This is a genomic window from Paludibacter jiangxiensis (assembly GCF_001618385.1).
Taxonomy (GTDB): domain Bacteria; phylum Bacteroidota; class Bacteroidia; order Bacteroidales; family Paludibacteraceae; genus Microbacter; species Microbacter jiangxiensis.
The window spans coordinates 1,242,843-1,257,995 of sequence record NZ_BDCR01000001.1 but is presented as its reverse complement, the minus strand read 5'-3'; the positions used below and the strand labels follow the sequence as shown (position 1 = coordinate 1,257,995).

At 43.1% G+C, this 15,153-nt stretch carries 16 protein-coding genes; 3 read left to right on the top strand and 13 right to left on the bottom strand.

Features of this window, described 5'->3' with window-relative positions; genetic code table 11:
- Nucleotides 1-16: 16 nt before the first annotated feature.
- From rpsC to PJIAN_RS04685, 13 genes are all read right to left on the bottom strand, one after another.
- Nucleotides 17-769, bottom strand: coding sequence for a 30S ribosomal protein S3 (gene rpsC, locus PJIAN_RS04750; protein WP_068702492.1), 753 nt, complete (start codon nucleotides 767-769; stop codon nucleotides 17-19).
- The gene (rplV, locus tag PJIAN_RS04745) at nucleotides 753-1,187 is read right to left on the bottom strand and encodes a 50S ribosomal protein L22 (protein ID WP_068702491.1); all 435 of its coding nucleotides are present in this window, start codon (nucleotides 1,185-1,187) and stop codon (nucleotides 753-755) included. Before rplV ends, rpsC begins: the two co-directional genes overlap by 17 nt.
- Nucleotides 1,188-1,229: 42 nt before the next feature.
- Nucleotides 1,230-1,496, bottom strand: a complete 267-nt coding sequence (gene rpsS / locus PJIAN_RS04740) for a 30S ribosomal protein S19 (protein ID WP_068702489.1) — start codon at nucleotides 1,494-1,496, stop codon at nucleotides 1,230-1,232.
- 20 nt (nucleotides 1,497-1,516) lie between these two features.
- Nucleotides 1,517-2,341 carry a 50S ribosomal protein L2 gene (gene rplB, locus PJIAN_RS04735; RefSeq protein ID WP_068702487.1) on the bottom strand — a complete coding sequence of 275 codons (825 nt, stop codon included), beginning with the start codon at nucleotides 2,339-2,341 and terminating at the stop codon, nucleotides 1,517-1,519.
- An 8-nt stretch (nucleotides 2,342-2,349) separates the two neighbouring features.
- Complete coding sequence (rplW, locus tag PJIAN_RS04730; protein ID WP_068702485.1) at nucleotides 2,350-2,640, bottom strand: 50S ribosomal protein L23; 291 nt, start codon at nucleotides 2,638-2,640, stop codon at nucleotides 2,350-2,352.
- A gap of 13 nt (nucleotides 2,641-2,653) precedes the next feature.
- Nucleotides 2,654-3,283 carry a 50S ribosomal protein L4 gene (gene rplD, locus PJIAN_RS04725; RefSeq protein WP_068702484.1) on the bottom strand — a complete coding sequence of 210 codons (630 nt, stop codon included), beginning with the start codon at nucleotides 3,281-3,283 and terminating at the stop codon, nucleotides 2,654-2,656.
- The gene (gene rplC / locus PJIAN_RS04720) at nucleotides 3,283-3,900 is read right to left on the bottom strand and encodes a 50S ribosomal protein L3 (RefSeq protein ID WP_068702482.1); all 618 of its coding nucleotides are present in this window, start codon (nucleotides 3,898-3,900) and stop codon (nucleotides 3,283-3,285) included. The genes rplD and rplC overlap by 1 nt, the downstream gene beginning before the upstream one ends.
- A gap of 98 nt (nucleotides 3,901-3,998) precedes the next feature.
- The gene (gene rpsJ / locus PJIAN_RS04715) at nucleotides 3,999-4,304 is read right to left on the bottom strand and encodes a 30S ribosomal protein S10 (protein WP_068702480.1); all 306 of its coding nucleotides are present in this window, start codon (nucleotides 4,302-4,304) and stop codon (nucleotides 3,999-4,001) included.
- Between the two features lie 90 nt (nucleotides 4,305-4,394).
- Nucleotides 4,395-6,512 (bottom strand): elongation factor G, encoded by a 2,118-nt coding sequence (fusA, locus tag PJIAN_RS04710; RefSeq protein ID WP_068702478.1) that lies wholly within the window; start codon nucleotides 6,510-6,512, stop codon nucleotides 4,395-4,397.
- Between the two features lie 69 nt (nucleotides 6,513-6,581).
- Nucleotides 6,582-7,058: a 30S ribosomal protein S7 gene (gene rpsG, locus PJIAN_RS04705; protein WP_068702476.1), complete on the bottom strand. Its 477-nt coding sequence runs from the start codon at nucleotides 7,056-7,058 to the stop codon at nucleotides 6,582-6,584.
- Between the two features lie 136 nt (nucleotides 7,059-7,194).
- Nucleotides 7,195-7,608 (bottom strand): 30S ribosomal protein S12, encoded by a 414-nt coding sequence (rpsL, locus tag PJIAN_RS04700; RefSeq protein ID WP_068702474.1) that lies wholly within the window; start codon nucleotides 7,606-7,608, stop codon nucleotides 7,195-7,197.
- Nucleotides 7,609-7,937: 329 nt separating this feature from the next.
- On the bottom strand, nucleotides 7,938-11,183 hold the full coding sequence (locus PJIAN_RS04695) for a UvrD-helicase domain-containing protein (RefSeq protein ID WP_068702472.1): 3,246 nt from the start codon (nucleotides 11,181-11,183) through the stop codon (nucleotides 7,938-7,940).
- Nucleotides 11,184-11,575: 392 nt separating this feature from the next.
- The gene (locus PJIAN_RS04685) at nucleotides 11,576-12,022 is read right to left on the bottom strand and encodes a hypothetical protein (protein ID WP_068702469.1); all 447 of its coding nucleotides are present in this window, start codon (nucleotides 12,020-12,022) and stop codon (nucleotides 11,576-11,578) included.
- Nucleotides 12,023-12,324: 302 nt separating this feature from the next.
- Here PJIAN_RS04685 and PJIAN_RS04680 point away from each other — a divergent pair, with 302 nt between their 5' ends.
- Genes PJIAN_RS04680 through PJIAN_RS04670 form a run of 3 tightly spaced genes read left to right on the top strand, consistent with a single transcriptional unit; the run spans nucleotide 12,325 to nucleotide 15,149 of the window.
- On the top strand, nucleotides 12,325-13,551 hold the full coding sequence (locus tag PJIAN_RS04680; RefSeq protein ID WP_172795568.1) for a YaiO family outer membrane beta-barrel protein: 1,227 nt from the start codon (nucleotides 12,325-12,327) through the stop codon (nucleotides 13,549-13,551).
- Between the two features lie 25 nt (nucleotides 13,552-13,576).
- Entirely contained in the window at nucleotides 13,577-13,981 is a 405-nt protein-coding gene (locus tag PJIAN_RS04675; protein ID WP_068702466.1) for a response regulator, read from the top strand.
- A complete protein-coding gene (locus PJIAN_RS04670; protein ID WP_068702465.1) occupies nucleotides 13,965-15,149 on the top strand; it encodes a HEAT repeat domain-containing protein in 1,185 nt (394 codons plus the stop codon). The genes PJIAN_RS04675 and PJIAN_RS04670 overlap by 17 nt, the downstream gene beginning before the upstream one ends.
- Nucleotides 15,150-15,153: the final 4 nt, after the last annotated feature.

Genomic DNA, 15,153 nt, shown 5'->3' with positions numbered 1-15,153 from the left:
TTCAATGCGTTAGAAATTATTTTTTCTTTTTACGGAAGCCGCCTCTACGGTCGCCACGATCTCCACGATCATTGCGGTCGTTACGTTGGCCACGGTTGTTAGAGCCTTCTTTGGCTGCTGCGAATTGAGGAGCCAAGTCCTTTTTACCATAGATTTCGCCACGGCAAATCCACACTTTCACACCAATAAGACCAACCTTTGTTAAGGCTTCAGCAAGAGCGTAGTCGATATCTGCACGGAATGTGTGAAGAGGAGTACGTCCTTCTTTGTACATTTCCGAGCGAGCCATTTCAGCGCCGTTCAAACGACCTGAAACCTGCACTTTGATACCTTCTGCTCCCATACGCATTGTAGATGCAATGGCCATTTTGGTTGCACGACGATAAGCGATTTTGCCTTCAATCTGACGAGCAATGTTGTTAGCAACAATTACAGCGTCGAGTTCAGGACGTTTCACTTCATAAATATTAATTTGAACGTCTTTGTCGGTGATAGTTTTCAACTCTTCTTTCAGTTTGTCAACTTCCTGTCCGCCTTTACCAATAATGATACCCGGACGAGCTGTACATACTGTGATTGTGATGAGTTTTAACGTACGTTCAATTACTACGCGAGAAACACTCGCTTTAGCCAGACGGGCGTGAAGATACTTTCTCAGTTTGCTGTCTTCCAGCAATGTATCCCCATAGTTATTCCCTCCATACCAGTTGGAATCCCATCCGCGGATGATTCCCAAACGATTACTTACCGGATTAGTTTTTTGTCCCATCTGCTACTTCATTTGATACGTTAATACTATTCTTTGAGTCAACAAACAACGTTACGTGGTTCGAACGTTTGCGTACTCTGTAACCGCGTCCTTGCGGAGCAGGACGAAGGCGTTTTAACATACGGCCGCCATCAACGTGAATAGCGCTGACGAACAAATCGCCGTTTTCTGCTTTTTGTTCTGTTTTTTGTTCCCAGTTGGAAATAGCGGAACGAAGCAATTTTTCAAGTCTGGCTGACGCCTCTTTGGTCGAAAACTTCAATACCCCGAGAGCTTTGTTCACTTCCATACCACGGATCATGTCGGCCACAAGGCGCATTTTACGGGGTGAAGTTGGAACGTCGTTAAGACGGGCAAAATATTGTGTTTTGAGGGCTTCTTTCCTATTTTCTGCTGAATTTTTCTTTCTTGAACCCATTTTATTGATATTTTTATTTTTTCAAGTAAATGAATCAACGGGTTATTTACGGTTACCGCTGTGACCGCGGAAGGTACGTGTCGGGGAGAATTCACCGAGTTTGTGACCTACCATGTTTTCAGTAACGTAAACAGGAATAAATTTGTTCCCGTTGTGAACTGCAATCGTATGACCTACGAAATCAGGTGAAATCATTGAAGCACGAGCCCATGTTTTTACTACGGTTTTTTTACCGCTTTCATTCATGGTCAACACTTTCTGTTCAAGCTTCAGATTGATGTAAGGTCCTTTTTTTAATGAACGACTCATAGTATCTCTCTAATTATACGTTATTTTTTTCTTCTTTCGATAATATACTTGCTTGATTGCTTTTTAGGAGCTCTTGTCTTATAGCCCTTAGCTAACAAGCCTTTGCGAGAACGTGGGTGACCACCAGAAGCGCGTCCTTCACCACCACCCATGGGGTGATCGACAGGGTTCATAGCAACACCACGTACGCGAGGACGTCGTCCTTGCCAGCGTGTGCGACCGGCCTTACCTGAACTTTCAAGATTGTGTTCTGAGTTGCCAACGCTACCTACAGTTGCTTTGCATGTGCAAAGAATTTTGCGGGTTTCGCCTGAAGGTAATTTGATGATTGCATAGTTTTCTTCGCGAGAAGTCAACTGAGCAAATGTACCTGCTGAGCGAACCAATGCAGCACCCTGTCCCGGACGTAATTCAATGTTGTGAATAATGGTACCGAGTGGGATGTTCTTCAACGGTAGAGAGTTTCCAACTTCAGGAGCTGCTTCAGCGCCTGATAATAGAGTTTGGCCAACTTGCAGTCCATTGGGTGCAAGAATATAGCTTTTATCACCATCAGCGTAATAGAGCAACGCGATACGAGCCGTACGGTTCGGATCATACTCTATGGATTGTACCTTCGCAGGTACTCCTTCTTTGTTACGCTTGAAGTCAATTACTCTATATTTCTTCTTGTGACCACCGCCGATATAACGCATGGTCATCTTACCTGAGTTATTGCGACCGCCGGTTGAGCGTTTGCCTGTCACAAGAGATTTTTCCGGTACAGACGAAGTAATTGTGTCGAACGTACCGATAATTTTGTGTCTCTGCCCCGGTGTAACGGGGTTCAATTTACGTACAGCCATTGTTTTACTTAAATATTGCTATAAAAATCAATGTTATCTCCATCTTTCAACGTAACCATAGCCTTTTTGAAAGCTGAAGTTTTACCGTTGATAACTCCACCTTTGGTGAAGCGGCTTTTCTTTTTGCCTGGCATAACTGCTGTGTTAACAGCAACTACGGTTACGCCATACATTTCTTCTACGGCTTTCTTGATCTCAATCTTATTGGCGCCTTTTTCAACGCGGAAGCTAAAACGATTGAGTTTTTCACTAAGGCCGTTTGCTTTTTCTGTAACAATCGGTTTAATTATAATTCCCATCACTTTTACCTCCTTATGCTTTTAAGATTTGATCCAAACCAGCGAAAGAAGCTTCAACAACAACGAGTGATTTCGCATTCATAATACTGTAAGTATTTAGATCAGAAACAGTTGTTACATTAACACCTTTCAGGTTTCGAGCCGACAAATATACGTTTTTATTTGGTTCCGATAAAATAATAAGCGGCTTTTTATCAGCTACTTTCAAATTTTCGGTCAACGCGATTAAGTTCTTTGTTTTTGGAGCGTCGTATTGAAGAGCATCAACTACTACAATCGCATCGGCTTTTGCTTTATATGCTAAAGCTGACTTACGAGCCAATTGTTTCAGTTTTTTGTTCAATTTGAAGCTATAGTCACGGGGAACCGGACCAAAAACACGAGCACCACCCACCAATACCGGTGAGTTGATATCACCACGACGAGCACCACCTCCACCTTTCTGGCGGATCAGCTTACGTGTACTTCCGGAAAGTTCGCTTCTTTCTTTAGCTTTGTGAGTACCCTGACGTTTGTTTGCCATGTACTGTTTAACATCAAGATAGATAGCGTGGTCATTAGGTTCAATGCCAAAGATAGCCTCGTTAAGAGTTACCTTTTTTCCGGTTTCTTTTCCTTCTATGTTATATACGTTCAGTTCCATTACTTATTGATAATTACGATTGAACCTTTAGCCCCGGGAATTGAACCTTTGATAAGCAACAAATTGTGCTCGGGGATTACTTTTAACACTTCCAGGTTTTGCACTGTTACAGTATCACCACCTGTACGACCACCCATTCTCATACCCTTTACCACTTTTGAAGGGTAAGAAGAAGCGCCCATAGAACCCGGGTGACGCAGACGATTGTGCTGACCGTGTGTACTTTGACCTACACCACCGAATCCATGACGTTTAACAACGCCCTGAAATCCTTTACCTTTTGAAGTTCCGATAACGTCTACCCAAGTAGTTCCGTCAAATAATTCAACTGTGAGAGCATCTCCCAGTTTGAATTCGCCTTCAAAACCTTTGAACTCAACCAAGTGTCTTTGAGGTGCTACGTTTGCTTTTTTGAAGTGGCCTGCTTCCGGTTTTGTAGTGTGTTTGTCTTTCTTTTCTTCAAAACCTAACTGAACCGCTTCGTAACCGTCTGTTTCAACAGTTTTGATTTGCGTAACAACACAAGGACCAGCTTCGATAACAGTACATGGTACATTCTTACCATCGGTACTGAAAACGGATGTCATTCCGATTTTTTTTCCAATTAATCCTGGCATTTCAATTAAAATTTAACCCTTAACCCCAATACGGGGGATCGGTCTTGTTTACAATTATTTTTGTACTTAATTCTTAACTCTGTTCTTGCAGAAGCTTATCAAACTTTGATTTCTACTTCTACACCGCTCGGCAATTCAAGCTTCATCAAAGCATCAACAGTTTTAGCAGTTGAGCTGTAGATGTCGATCAAACGCTTGTAGTTTGAAAGTTCAAACTGCTCGCGAGATTTCTTGTTAACAAACGGAGAACGCAATACGGTAAATACGCGTTTGTGTGTAGGCAATGGAATTGGACCGCTTACTACAGCTCCGGTTGCTTTTACTGTCTTAACGATTTTTTCTGCTGATTTGTCAACCAGGTTGTGATCGTAAGATTTTAATTTGATTCTGATTTTTTGACTCATCGTTATAGTCGATTAATATTAATAGATATAGTGTTAACAGCAGCAGGTTAAGAGTCATTTGCTAACCTGCGCTGTTTCCACTTATTATTTTTACAAGAGTTCTACTTTACCTTTAGCCTCAGCAACTACTGTTTTAGCAATAGATGAAGAAACTTCTGCATAGTGAGAGAATTCCATTGATGAAGTTGCACGTCCTGAGCTGATTGTACGCAATGATGTTACGTATCCGAATGTTTCTGCCAAAGGAACTTTAGCTTTCACAATACGTGCACCTGTACGGCTCGATTCCATACCTTCAACCTGGCCACGACGTTTGTTCAAGTCGCCGATTACATCACCCATGTTTTCTTCCGGAGTAACCACTTCCATTTTCATGATCGGTTCCAACAGAACGGGTTTTGCTTTTGCACAAGCAGTTTTGAATGCAATCTGAGCACAGATTTCGAATGACAACTGGTCAGAGTCAACCGGGTGGAATGAACCGTCTATGAGTTCAACTTTCAACTGATCAACCGGGAAACCTGCAAGCACACCATTCTTCATAGCTGCCTGGAAGCCTTTCTGTACAGAAGGGATGTATTCTTTAGGAACGTTACCACCTTTCACAGAATCGATAAACTGAAGACTACCTTCGAAGCCTGCATCAACAGGACCTACTTTTACAATAATATCGGCAAACTTACCACGACCACCCGACTGTTTCTTGTAAACTTCGCGAAGTTCAACAGTGTTTGTGATAGTTTCTTTGTAAGATACCTGAGGACGACCCTGGTTACATTCAACCTTGAACTCACGTCTCAAACGGTCGATAATGATTTCCAAGTGAAGCTCACCCATACCTTCAATTACAGTCTGACCTGTATCTTCGTTTGTTTTAACACGGAAAGTTGGATCTTCTTCAGCCAGTTTTGACAAACCAAGACCGAGTTTATCCATATCTTTCTGAGTTTTCGGTTCAACCGAAATACCGATTACTGGTTCAGGGAAGTCCATCGATTCGAGAACGATAGGATTAGCTTCGTCGCAAAGTGTATCACCTGTACGGATATCTTTGAAACCTACACCAGCACCAATATCACCAGCACCAATCACTTCAACAGGGTTTTGTTTGTTGGAGTGCATCTGGAAGATACGAGAAATACGTTCTTTTTTGTCAGAACGTGTATTGTAAACGTAAGAACCGGCAGCCAGTTTACCAGAGTAAACACGGAAGAAGCAAAGACGTCCTACATAAGGGTCGGTTGCAATTTTGAACGCCAAAGCGGTCAAAGGTTCTTCTTCGTCCGGGTGACGAACGATTTGTTTGTCTTCGAAACGAGGATCGTTACCAATGATTTCCGGAGTATCCAAAGGACTTGGAAGGTAAGCACAAACTGCGTCAAGCATTGTTTGTACACCTTTGTTTTTGAATGCCGAACCGCAAATCATAGGAGTAATTTCCATCGAAAGGGTTGCTTTACGAATAGCTACGTTGATTTCTTCTTCAGTGATTGTTGAAGGATCATCGAAGAATTTTTCCATTACGGCATCATCGTATTCTGCTACTACTTCAAGCATTTTTTCTCTCCATTCTTCAGCTTCAGCCTGAAGATCTGCAGGAATTTCTTCTACTGAGTATTCAGCACCCATTGTTTCGTCATGCCAGAAGATAGCTTTCATTTTAACGAGGTCAACAACCCCTTTGAATTTTTCTTCAGCACCGATAGGAATCTGGATAGGACAAGGTTTTGCACCCAGTACATCCTTGATCTGGCGGATTACTTCGTAGAAATCAGCACCCGAACGGTCCATTTTGTTAACGAAACCGATACGTGGTACATTGTATTTGTCAGCCTGACGCCAAACGGTTTCCGACTGAGGTTCAACACCACCTACAGCACAGAAAGTAGCCACAGCACCATCGAGGATACGCAAAGAGCGTTCTACCTCAACAGTAAAGTCAACGTGACCCGGAGTGTCAATCAGGTTGATTTTATATTTATCGTTCAAATAGTTCCAGAACGTTGTTGTTGCAGCAGAAGTGATAGTGATACCACGTTCCTGCTCCTGTTCCATCCAGTCCATGGTAGCAGCGCCATCATGAACTTCACCGATTTTGTGAGTAAGACCGGTGTAGTACAGAATACGTTCCGAAGTTGTTGTTTTACCGGCATCAATGTGAGCCATGATACCGATGTTACGCGTATAGTGTAAGTCTTTTTTTGCCATTTGTTTTTATATTTGCCTAAACAATAGGTCGTTAATTTTGTAACGCTTTTTGTTCGGTTTAAATTAAGGTTAGAACCTGAAATGAGCAAAAGCACGGTTTGCTTCAGCCATACGGTGCATATCTTCTTTACGTTTGAAGGCACCACCCTGGTTGTTAAACGCATCAACTACCTCAGCAGCCAATTTCTCAGCCATTGATTTGCCACCACGTTTACGTGCATATAAAATAAGATTTTTCATACAGATAGACTCCTTACGGTCAGGACGGATTTCTGTAGGAACCTGGAATGTTGCACCACCAACACGGCGTGATTTAACTTCGACCTGAGGAGTGATATTGTCGAGAGCTTTTTTCCAGATTTCAAGCGGAGTCTTTTCTTCGTTGGGAAGTTTGGCTTTTACGGTTTCGAGAGCACCGTAAAATATATCGAAAGCAGTGCTTTTTTTGCCATCATACATGAGGTGATTGACAAACTTTGTCACCATCACTTCACTAAAAACCGGATCAGGTAAAATGATCCTTTTCTTTGGTTTTGACTTTCTCATTGTGATTCAAAATTTTGTTTTGTTCTGGTTGTTTTACTTTAGTTTCTTCAACAATCCCACCGGATTATTTACTCAACCTTCAACGGCCACCAATAACTCAAACCGTGATTAGAATTCTTTTCGGGAAGCGGGCTAATTATTTCTTTTTACCGCCTTTAGCTGCTGCAGCTGCCTGACCCGGTTTCGGACGTTTAGCACCATACTTCGAACGACGTTGAAGACGACCGTTTACACCTGCCGTATCCAAAGTACCACGAACAATGTGATAACGTACACCGGGAAGGTCTTTTACACGACCGCCACGAACCAACACAATGCTGTGTTCCTGCAAGTTGTGTCCTTCACCCGGAATGTAAGCATTGACTTCCTTTTGGTTAGTCAAGCGAACACGAGCTACTTTACGCATTGCAGAGTTAGGTTTTTTAGGAGTGGTTGTGTAAACACGCACGCAGACGCCACGACGTTGAGGACAAGCATCCAATGCTGGAGCTTTACTCTTGTCAACCAGCGCTGTCCTTCCTTTTCTCACTAATTGCTGAATTGTAGGCATTTTGACTGTGATTTAAATACTTAAATTTTTGATATATCTACTCTAAATTGGGCTGCAAAGATAGAACTATTTTTTTAGAATACAAAGAGGTACGAAATAATTTCTTGATTTTTTATAAGATACGAGTTTTCGTTGAACCGGCAGAGAAAAAATTATCCGTCAAACGGGCACAAAATTGAGCCCTCCGTTTGCTTTTGAAATAAAAATATTGACAAAGGATAATACTAAAAAAATATAATTTTAGCTCAATCCGGATGTTGGCTTCCCAAAGTGGGAAATGATAGTCTTTTGGGGGAAAGGAATCTTTGTAGCATCTTCAGTCAAATCAATTACACTTTTTCCAATTTGTTTTGCTCTACATAGCAAAGGTAGGCTGTGGCAGTGTAGCCCATTTGTTCCACTAAGTTTTTGTAGTTGAGTACCTGTTGGCGGTAGCGGGGTTGTTCGTGTCCAAACTTGTAGTCTATAATGGTAGCGTGTCTGTCTGTGAAGATAACACGGTCCGGCACATACGTTTTATTGTCAGGCGTAAAAATGGACGTTTCGTTCAGGATGCGCAAGCCGGGAGCGAAGAACTGCCGGATACCCTCTATTTTCCAAAAGCGGTCGAACATGGAGGTAATTTCTTCCTTCTCACTGGCAGTGATGCGTCCGGTGCGTTCCATATCGGCAATGGCGCGTTGCTCATCGCCTTCATGACGGATGTTGTGCAATACTTCATGCATCAGCAATCCGTAGTTGATGGACAACGTTCGCGACGATGTCTCTTTTTCCAGATAGTCCGTCACCTTGTATTTCACCGCAATGGGACTGATCGGCGCGATGGATTGTGCGTAGCGGTAGCGCACCTGCAAATCTTCCCGCTCCTTTGTCGACTGCTGTGCCGTATTTCCCATGTTCAACACCAGCGATTCGTTATTCCAGAAAGGAGCAAACGACCGGAAAGCTTCTTTCGCATCAACAGGAATATTTTCCGCTGGCAATTCATTGGAGATACAACAGTGAAGCAACGTTGCGAGGGAACTTACCTTAATTTCTCCTTTGGCATTCGGTTTGGGCTGCGGTGCCAATAAAACCATTTCCTGCTTAGCCCGGGTAAATGCTACATAAGCCACATTGAGGTTGTCGATAAACGAAGCCATGCGTTCTTCGAAATAGTCAGCGGCGAAGATGGTTTTGGCCAGTGACGAGGAGTACTGCACCGGAGTCAGTTCCAGTTCGCTGAAGGGAGCCCCCGTCGGCTCGCACCAGATGATGTCGCGGTTGTTGTTGTCGAGCGACCAGTCGGCAAAGGGCATCACCACAGCTTCAAAACCCAGTCCTTTCGATTTGTGAACGGTAAGTACGCGGATGGCATCCTGCGCGTCGGGCGAAGCAATCGTCTTCTGTGCGCCCTTTTCTTCCCACCATTCGAGAAACGCCGCAATGCCGGCCGACTCCTTGATAGAATATTGATGCACCAAATCCTGAAATGCTTGCAGATAAACATCTTCGCCCTCGTTGCTCTTAAGGCCGAACAGCCAGATCAACTCTTCGCTCAATTCAAAGATGGAGCGGTTGGTACCTTCGTTGATAAGGCGTTGCAACTCTTCGTGTACCATGCGGGTGTTCGCACCTTCGGGATTGTCGAAGCAAGCAGCAAGTGCTTCGTGCGGTGCTTTACCCTGATGCAGGACGAAATAAAGGTACGGTACAAGAGTTTGCAACAACTTGTCGTCGGGACGCAGAATGTAACGGAGAGCTTCTATGACGAAACGCACTGCCAGCGAATTGCCGATGACCAGCGCTTCATTGGAGATCACGTCATAGCGGTAGCCGTCGCGAGCCAGTTCACTATTTTTGTATTGCAGCAAGTATTCCACCACCTCGGTGGCTTCGCTGTTGCGGCGTACCAACACGGCCATATCGCGGAGAGCAAAACCTTTGTCCTGCCACTGTTCGATAATGGCCGGCAGTTGTGCTAACGCATTTTCTTTCCACTGTTTTTCTTCGTTGTTCACGAAACGAACCTCTACATGTCCTTCTCCTGCTTTGGGCGAGTAGTGCTGAAACAACCCTTTGTAAGCATCGTGCAGGCGATGGTCAAGATCTCCCTGATAGTGTTCGGGCAAGTCGTCATTGAAGAGTTGCTGCATAAACAACGAAGAGCGGTCGAAAAAGAGATTGTTGAAATCAATCACATTGCGACAGCTCCGCCAGTTATCATTGAGATACTCCTCGTGGATTTGTCCGCTGGCGAAGTCATCGAAGAGTTGTCGATCGAGCAGACGCCAGTCGGAGTTGCGCCAGCGGTAGATGCTCTGCTTCACATCACCAACGATCAGGTTCTCGTTTCCCGAGGCCAGACTGTTATCCATCAATGGTTTGAAATTCTGCCACTGCATAGCCGAAGTGTCCTGAAACTCGTCCATCATCAGGTGGTGAATGTGTACCCCCGTTTTTTCGAAGACAAATGGCGTATCGCTGCCATCCACAATCTGATTGAGCAATTCGGTGGTGTCGCTCAACAGCAGACGGTTGTTCTCTTCCGAGTCGAGGCGGATACGACTATCAATATCGGAGAGGATACCCAGCGCATAGAGGTGTTGTGAAATCGTTTTGGCAGTATTATATTCAATAAAGGCATCTCCGTACAGAGAAGCGGTTTTCTCCACCAACACATTGAGTCCTGCATTATAAACGGCTGCTACCTGATCTTTATTTTTGGCTGTTTTTGATGTCCATCCATCTAAATTTCCCGGCAATGCCAGAAATGTGCTTGTTGGTTCTGTAAAGTTTTCCGAGGCTAGTTTATTAAATAAAGAGAATGGACCATTTGCACCTTTGTAAAAATCGGTATATGACAATCCATGGCGTGCCATCAGCGCGAGCGCTTCTTCTCCGGTTTCTTTCAATTCTTTCTCGAAGCGAGAAGTGATGGCATATAATTTTTGCCGGTATCCGTTGAGGAAATCACGGTTGTGCAATTTCTCCCGCACCAACGGCAATTTCTTTTTGTAGCGCTCTTTAAAGATTTCTCCGGCAAGCGAACGAATGGCGTAACGAATATCCCATCCCTTACCATTTTCGATGCGTTCGCGGGCAAACTGCATCAGCCAGTCAAGCAGCAGACGGTTCTCTTTCTGATCAAGCGAAAAAAGCAGTCCGTCGATTGCCGTTGCCAGCGGTTCGTCGGTGTCAATCTCAATGTTGTAGCCACCATGCAGACCGATTTCACGGGTAAAGCTGCGCAATACCTGTTGAAAAAAGCGGTCGATGGTATTGATGGAGAATGAGGAGTAGTCGTGTAGAATCTCCTTTAGTAAATGGTGCGCTCGAGCATTCACCCGGTCGGCAGGAAGACCGAAATGTTGCATCAAACCCTCACGATAGCCCGACGCGTCGCCACGAGCCAGTCTGTCGAGTTCGGTGATGATACGGAGCTTCATCTCTTCGGTGGCTTTATTGGTAAAAGTCACGGCCAGTTGACGACGGTGCGCATAAGGCTGCCGATCGGCAAAAAGCAGACGAATATAATCCTGGGTCAGGCGATAGGTTTTACCCGACCCGGCCGATGCGCGATAGAGATTCAGCATTTTTTTGTTCTTATGTTGCAAAGATAGAAAAACCTATCGGAGAGAAAAAGACACAGAACAAGTGAATGCGTACTATCCGCAGGGATTATGCTTTTAAGAATTAGATAAGGGGCTTCCGCCCCTCTAACCCCGACTTCCTTTTTGTCTTAAAACAAAAAGGAAGCAAAAAATTCAAGGCTATGCCCGCTTCGCTCAAAAAACCGGCGCTCATCAATCTAAATTGTCCAAACTTGCCCCTTCCTTTCGTCAGGTGCTTCAAACAATGGACAATTTTACGCTTGCCTCTCTTGTTTTTTGGCTCTCCGGACAAGGCCGATCCTAATCTGACGTAGCATTCTTCACAAATTTAGCGCCTTTTCTTTGTGAAATTCTTAAATGCATAATCAATAATACTATCCAAGAGTTGCCAGCTCTTCTTCTAAAGCTTGTTTATGAACCAACTCTTCCTGAGATAAAAGATGAAAAAGATTCTTCATCTCAGTTTCTGAAGATTGTTGCGCAATATCACGATATCCATAATACGCTTCAATTTCAGCATTAATTGCTTTCATAAATATTTCTTTTACAGGATTAACCGGTTTTTCTATCTGAAGAAAATCGAGATTTCCCGGGTTGGCCTCGGGAGTAAACGACATGGAAAGGAATTGATGATTTTCCAAAAGTGAGGACAATAATGCCTTGTGCCGCAATTCATCGTTGGCAAGTTGTTCCCATATACTCTTCTGATGAAGATTCAGGGTCCTTTTGGCATTCCGACTATATTGTTGATAACTTAAATGCTCCTGATCAATGCAATATGCAAGAGCTTCTCTGATTGTTTGAAATTCCTTTGGGTTCATGTGCAAATAATTTATTATTAGTCAATTCAGAATAACCGCAAGCAGGCGCTAAAAATCATACCAAAGACAAACCGTATAGCATCTCAAGATGCCTTTCCCCTGATATATGGCCAAATTGTTTTCATTAATTTTTTTAGTGTAAATGCAAATATAGTTGATTCGCATCTTATATTTGCCATATCAAATAAAAAAAAAACACCATTTTTATTTGAATATCAATGTGATAAACTTATCATTTTATCACCGTATTGTTTAATTAAAAAATATCTACTATGCATTGTTCTATATCAAAATCTGGAATTTTGACTTTATTGTTATGCCTCATATTTCATACACTAGAGTCCTCAATCACAGTTGAAGCACAGCGAATTAACGCTGATTCTCTATTTATAGCAGCCCGTCAGGCAGCCAATTCAGGAGACAGAACAGGTGCAATTGTTACCTGCGAACGGATCCTTACAAATAACCCCGGTTATCAGGATGCCCACATTTTGTTGTCCCGCATTTATTTATGGGACAAAAAATATGATTTGGCTGAATCCAACATCAATACTGTCATTGAAACAAATCCGAAAAGCTTCGATGCGTGGGATGTCAAAACCGACCTTTCCCTCTGGCAAGGCAATTACGCTTCCTGTCTTCGCGATTGTGATGCTGCCCTTACTTATTTTCATGACAACAAAGCCCTTTTACTGAAGAAAGCCAGAGCCTACGACGGTTTGAAAAAACCTGAAATGGCAAACGAAACACTGAACACGCTGTTGTATATTGATCCTCAAAATGCAGATGGCCTCAAGTTGTTGAAATCATTGCAGGATCAACTAAAAAAGAACCGCCTGAGTTTCAGTTATTCGTCCGACTATTTTCAGAGTCGCGCTTTAGAGCCGTGGAAAACAATCTATTTACAATATAGCCGGAAAATTCCGATAGGAACATTAGTCGGAAGATTTAACTATGCAAAAAGATTCGGGATCGAAGGAGTTCAGGGTGAAGCGGATGCGTATCTGAAAATCAGCAATTGGAATTATGGATACCTGAATATCGGATACTCTAATCAATCCATATTTCCACGTTTCCGACTGGGTGGGGAGTTTTATCAGAAATTACCGTCAGCGTTCGAAGCCTCTGTGGGCTTTCGTTATCTCGACTATAAAACCACCGACGCCATGATTTACACTGCCTATCTGGGCAAATATTCAGGCAATTGGTGGTGGTCTGGGCGAACTTACTTCAAACTAAACGGAAGCACTTCCCTTACTGCGTTGCTGCAAACCCGTTACTATTTTGCTTCCAGAGACGATTACTGGGGTGTAAGAGTAAATTATGGAGTTTCGCCCGATGAAAGGACGAATGTCCTGACCACAGTTACTCCTTCTCTTAAGTCATCCGGATTCCGACTTGAGTATAGCAAGCAACTCTGGCCTGCATTTACCATTAGCGGAGCATTTACCTACAGCAATACCGAGTGGATGAGCAAACGCTATCGCAATGTATTCTCCGGTGAAATTATTTGTTCTTATCAATTCTGATTTGAAAAGCCTAAAATGCAACATTATGAAAATACTTATATGTGAAAGCAACCCATTATTAATGCAACTCATGGGAAAAGAACTGATGGCCGAACAGAATGAGGTTCGCCTCGCCTGGGTGGGAGAAAAGATGACAAGCCAATTGACGTCGTTTGCTCCTGATATTTTAATCACGGAGGTATTATTGCCGCATATGAACGGGTTCGAATTCATTCACAATGCCCGGCTACAATTTCCCAAGATGATGATTGTAGTAATAAGTTCATTGAGCTCCAATCGATTAATAGAACTCATATTCAGACTTGGTGCCGATGAGTTTATTTCAAAGCCTTTTGATCCGACTCATCTAAATATTCACATACAAAAGGCAATACAAGGAAAGAAAAATTCATTCATTTCAAATGCTATAGACTATGTTACGAAAATATAAAGCTGTGGCCGTATTTATAACGGCTATGATTCTACTGCTAGCTTTCTCCTCCATTGTGAAAAGTTGGCTAATGCATGAAACCTGGTTTTTGGAAGGAAATAACGCATTTGACTGGCTTCATGATCTGGGACGTTACTTAATGACTACAATTGAAACAAGTCAACATCAAAGCGTCCTGCTTGCTTGGTTATTTCCAATTCTATTCACAGCCCTTATCCTTACGGCGGTGAATATAGCCACAATCGCTTTGTTCATCTTACTCCGAAGATGGGGTTCCATCAGATTTTGGCACCGCAAAAATCTTATTAGAGAAAAGGTACAGGCATCCATCATAGAATACCTTTATGGAAATAGTGAATCTGCTTTAGAGCAAATGAAACAACTCAAGAAACAAACGCTTGTTGAGGAGATAATCAGTTTGCGCAAACAAATCACCGGACCGAAGACCGAGAACCTGCAACATTTGTTTTACCAGTTAGGTCTTGATACATTTGTGGTACATAAAATCAATAGTGCACGATGGTTCAACAAGGTATTGTACATTGACGCTGCACAATGGATGCAGGTTTATGCTGCATTTGAACTGATTCAGCCGTATCAATATGCAGGAAATCCTCACCTAAGAAATGTCGCGCAAATGGCCTGTGTAAATCTCGATACCGGCCAAGCATTTGCATTCCTCAATATTATTGATCAATCATTGCCGATATGGCATCAGATTTTACTGCATAAGACAATGGTGAGAAGCTCTTTGCCCCTACCCGACTTTTATAGCTTTCTTCATTCGGAGAATGCTTCGGTCATCATCTTTGCACTCAATATGATTCGGCTTTTTTCTCAAAAGGGTTCAAAAGAAGAGATTATCCAGTTGGTGACACATCACGATCCGGTAGTACGTAGAAATGCCTTACGGGTTGTGCGTGACCTGGATATTTATGAGGCTATCCCCGTGGTAAAACAGAATTTTCTCGGAGAGACACTTCGCGTTCAGGTTGGCATGATACAGGCACTTTCTCTGGATAAGCCTCAGGAGACATTTGAATTCTACCGAAACATCTGGCAGGATACACCCCGACGATTGCAGGCTGAGATTCTGAAACATGTTTCTCCCGGACTGCAAGCCATGCTCTTAAAAGACATGGAACCTGAGCAAATTGAACAAAAATAAGATT

Coding starts and splice junctions, on each gene's coding strand:
- rpsC (WP_068702492.1), bottom strand. CDS start 769: ATGGGACAAAAAACTAATCCGGTAAGTAATCGTTTGGGAATCATCCGC.
- rplV (WP_068702491.1), bottom strand. CDS start 1,187: ATGGGTTCAAGAAAGAAAAATTCAGCAGAAAATAGGAAAGAAGCCCTC.
- rpsS (WP_068702489.1), bottom strand. CDS start 1,496: ATGAGTCGTTCATTAAAAAAAGGACCTTACATCAATCTGAAGCTTGAA.
- rplB (WP_068702487.1), bottom strand. CDS start 2,341: ATGGCTGTACGTAAATTGAACCCCGTTACACCGGGGCAGAGACACAAA.
- rplW (WP_068702485.1), bottom strand. CDS start 2,640: ATGGGAATTATAATTAAACCGATTGTTACAGAAAAAGCAAACGGCCTT.
- rplD (WP_068702484.1), bottom strand. CDS start 3,283: ATGGAACTGAACGTATATAACATAGAAGGAAAAGAAACCGGAAAAAAG.
- rplC (WP_068702482.1), bottom strand. CDS start 3,900: ATGCCAGGATTAATTGGAAAAAAAATCGGAATGACATCCGTTTTCAGT.
- rpsJ (WP_068702480.1), bottom strand. CDS start 4,304: ATGAGTCAAAAAATCAGAATCAAATTAAAATCTTACGATCACAACCTG.
- fusA (WP_068702478.1), bottom strand. CDS start 6,512: ATGGCAAAAAAAGACTTACACTATACGCGTAACATCGGTATCATGGCT.
- rpsG (WP_068702476.1), bottom strand. CDS start 7,058: ATGAGAAAGTCAAAACCAAAGAAAAGGATCATTTTACCTGATCCGGTT.
- rpsL (WP_068702474.1), bottom strand. CDS start 7,608: ATGCCTACAATTCAGCAATTAGTGAGAAAAGGAAGGACAGCGCTGGTT.
- PJIAN_RS04695 (WP_068702472.1), bottom strand. CDS start 11,183: ATGCTGAATCTCTATCGCGCATCGGCCGGGTCGGGTAAAACCTATCGC.
- PJIAN_RS04685 (WP_068702469.1), bottom strand. CDS start 12,022: ATGAACCCAAAGGAATTTCAAACAATCAGAGAAGCTCTTGCATATTGC.
- PJIAN_RS04675 (WP_068702466.1), top strand. CDS start 13,577: ATGAAAATACTTATATGTGAAAGCAACCCATTATTAATGCAACTCATG.
- PJIAN_RS04670 (WP_068702465.1), top strand. CDS start 13,965: ATGTTACGAAAATATAAAGCTGTGGCCGTATTTATAACGGCTATGATT.